The following is a 3286-nucleotide window of genomic DNA, read 5'->3' as shown; positions in this document are numbered from 1 at the left end:
GCCGTCGGAGTACGCGAACGTCCCGGACAGGCAGTCGCCCGCGCCCTCGTTGAGGACGCAACGCCCCCGGTCGTCGTAGCCGTAGCGGTACCACGTGCCGTTGCGGTCCTGCCAGCGGACGACGCGCTGGTCGTCGTCGTGGGAGAAGCTCAGGGCGGCCCCCGAGGAGTTCACCACCTCGGTGAGCCTGCGCTCGGCGTCGTAGCCGTACCTGATGAGGGTGATGTCCTCGGCGCCGGTGAGCGCGAGCGCGGTCACCAGTCCGCCGGTCGAGCGCACCGACACGTGGTAGCAGCCGGAGTGGCGCACGTCGGTCGGGACGCCGTCGGCGTCGTGGTCGACGGTGACGTGGTTGCCGTTCAGGTCGGTGATGGAGTCGAGGGGGAACAGCCCGTCCGCGCCCGCGGTGAAGCGGCGGGTGAGCCCCCTTCCACGTCGACCACCGCGTACGCCCCGTCCTCGGTGCGGGACAGCGGCCAGCGCGGTCCCTCCACCGGGAGGACGGGCGTCCCCTCGGGGTGCGGGTAGAGCGGCACCATGCCGTCCTCGGTGACGAAGCAGACGCCCTCGTCGTCCACTTCGAGCCGCTGGTCCAGCGTGGAGGCCCACGACGTGCCGAAGCGGGCGCCCGCGCGGTGGCCGGACAGGTGGGTGCGCGTGAGCAGTAGCGGGAGCGCGCCGCCGAGGGCGACGTCGGTCTGCGGCAGGAGGACCTGGCCGGAGACGACGTCGACCGGGTCACCGCACGTGGGTCGCCCGCTCTCCGGGCGCGCGCAGACCTTGGGGTCGTCGCCGACCTGGTCGCGCGCGCTCGGGCGCGCCGGGTCCGCTTTCGCCGGGCTCGGCGCGGCACCGCTCGTCGTGGTGGCGCCACCGGGGGAGGTCCCTCCGGGAGAAGCGCTGCTCGGGGCGGTTTCGGGGGTGGTCGCCCCGCTCAGCGTGGTCGTGCCGGACGGGCTGGTCGTCGTGCCGGACGGTGCGGTCGTACCGGACGGGCTGGTGGCGCCGGAGGGGCTCGTCGTGCCCGACGGCGCGTCCGGGGGCGAGGGCCGGGCACCCGCCAGGTCCGGGGTGTCGGGGCCGGACGGGGTGTCGGCGCGGCGGCCGAGCCCGCCCAGCTTCTGCATGATCTCACCGAGGGTGGCCACCGCCTCCAGCGCCACGCGATCAACCGGCCCACCAGCTCGGCGACCAGGTCCCGCACCAACTCGCGCACAGCGGCGACCACTTCGCCCATGACCACCACGCCGATGCCGATGCCCTCGGCGAGCACCCCGGCCCCGGCGATCGCGTCGACCACCTCGGCGTTCGCGTTCCGGTAGGCCTGCGCGGCGGACCCCTCCCAACCGGGCGCGTCCTGCCGACCCAGCTCCTCCGCCACCGCCTTGACCTGGGCCGCGACGTTGCCCCACGTCTGGCTGAACGACCGGCTCCATCAGCCACCCCACGCCGTACGAGGCCACCGTGCCGACCGGGTCGACCACCAGCGACAGCACTTCCAGCCCGACCCCGACACCCCCGAGCCCGGCCTCGACCCAGTCCCGGTCCGCGATCCCGTTCGCCAGGTCCACCGACGACTCCGCGATCCCGATCCCGGTCACCGCCGCCGTGCCGCTCTGCGGCGCCGCCACCAGCGGGTTGTCCACCGCGGTGTCCCCCGTTCTGCGACGCGGTCCGAACTCGCGAAGCCAGCGAGAACGGGTGGGGCGTCCAGGGGCTTCCGCAGGCTTTCACCCGCCGGAGTGATGAGGGGGTGACGGGGCGGTGGCCCTCGGGCGCAGCAGGCGCAGTGCGAGCAGGGTCGTCGACGACAGCGCCGTCACCAGCAGGAGCAGCAGGAACGTCGGGTAGAGGGTCGCGGCCTGGAGCCAGGACACGGGCCTTCCCCGGTAGAGGAACGAGGTCACGTGGTGCGCGCCCAGGAGCAGCGGCCACGGGGTCAGGAGCAGGGGCCAGGTCCAGCGGCGGCGGGACGGGCGGCGGGCGCGGTGGGCGGCCAAGGCCACCGGGAGCGGGGTCGCGGCCAGGAGGACCGCGTCCACCGCGAACTGGGGGTCGGTGGGGATCTCGGGGGTTCCGCCGTCCAGGAGCGTCACCAGGGCCTGGCCCAGGGCTTGCGCGTCGGCGTGGCGGGTCGCGGTGTTGGCGGCGACCGCGACGCCGTGGCCGGTGGCCGGGAGGAGGGCCTGGTAGGCGGTCGCGGTGGCCAGGTCGCCGTCGTGGGTCAGCAGCGGGGCGCCGGACGGGGTGCGGCGGGCGAACCAGCCCATCGCGTGGAACGGGGGCGTCGTGGCCGGGGTGGTCGTGGTGGTGAACGCGGGGCCGCCGCGGTGGTGGGCGATCAGCCACGCGGCCAGGTCGCGCGCCGAGCTGAGGACGCCGCCCGAGCCGCCGCCGAAGGACATCGGCTCCGGGAACGGCAGCGGTGGACCGAGCGGGAGGCGCAGGTGGCCTCGGTGGCCGGGCAGGTCCAGCGGGGTGTTCGCGGCGCGGCTGTCGGACATGCCCAGCGGCTCGAACAGGGCCGTGCGCAGGTGGTCCGCGAAGGGCTCGCCGGTCACGTGCTCCACGAGTCGGGCGGCCAGCTGGTGGTTCGGGTTGTGGTACGACCACTCGGTTCCCGGCGCCGAGGCCAGGGTCGACGCGCGCATCGCGGCCACGGCGTCGCGCGGGGTGCGGGCGGTGGGATCGGTGGGGTTGGTCCGGTCGGTCAGGCCGGAGGTGTGCTGGAGCAGGTGGCGCGGGGTGATGCCCGCCGAGCGGGGGTCCGCGGTGGTGAACTCCGGGAGCTGGTCGCGCACGGGGGCGTCGAGGTCGATCCGGCCCCGCTCGGCCAGCTGCACGACGACCAGCGCGGTCATGGACTTGCTCAGGGACGCCACCGGCATGGGGGTGGTGGCGGTGACCGGGGTCCCGTCGCCCAGGTGGCCCCTGCCCTCGGCGTGGAGGGTTCGCCCGTCGTGCGTCACGGCGACCGCCAGGCCGGGGACCTCCCGGTGGGACAGGAAGTCCTGGATCGTGGACTCGACGGTCGGAACGTCCACTGTGGACGGAGCGGGCGAGAGGGAGAGGGTCGCGGACAGGAGCAGGCGGGTCAGCACGGCACCGAATGCTGCTGGAGTTCGGCCGCTCGGGGATCGGACCTCGGGCCGATTCCCGCCGCGCGAACGGGCGCGGCCCCCGCCCGGGTGTGGTCGGGGGGCCGCCCCTGGGTTCAGCTAGTCAGCGCTCACAGGCCCTGCTTGCGCCTGCGCGTGCCGAGGAACAGGGTTCCCAGGCCGGCGAG

3 protein-coding genes are annotated in these 3286 nt (G+C 75.0%); all 3 read right to left on the bottom strand.

Annotation, left to right across the window (positions count from 1 at the left end; genetic code table 11):
* Positions 1–279 (bottom strand): hypothetical protein (locus ACTUAL_RS28450; protein WP_440902395.1); only part of this gene is annotated, 279 nt, incomplete at its 3' end.
* Between the two features lie 80 nt (positions 280–359).
* A complete protein-coding gene (locus ACTUAL_RS28445; protein ID WP_440902394.1) occupies positions 360–1163 on the bottom strand; it encodes a DUF6531 domain-containing protein in 804 nt (267 codons plus the stop codon).
* 567 nt (positions 1164–1730) lie between these two features.
* Entirely contained in the window at positions 1731–3101 is a 1371-nt protein-coding gene (locus tag ACTUAL_RS28440) for a serine hydrolase domain-containing protein (RefSeq protein WP_440902393.1), read from the bottom strand.
* Between the last annotated feature and the right edge of the window lie 185 nt (positions 3102–3286).

This window comes from Actinosynnema sp., assembly GCF_052038725.1.
Note: the sequence above shows the minus strand (reverse complement) of the source record. Positions and strands in the feature narration are given on the sequence as shown.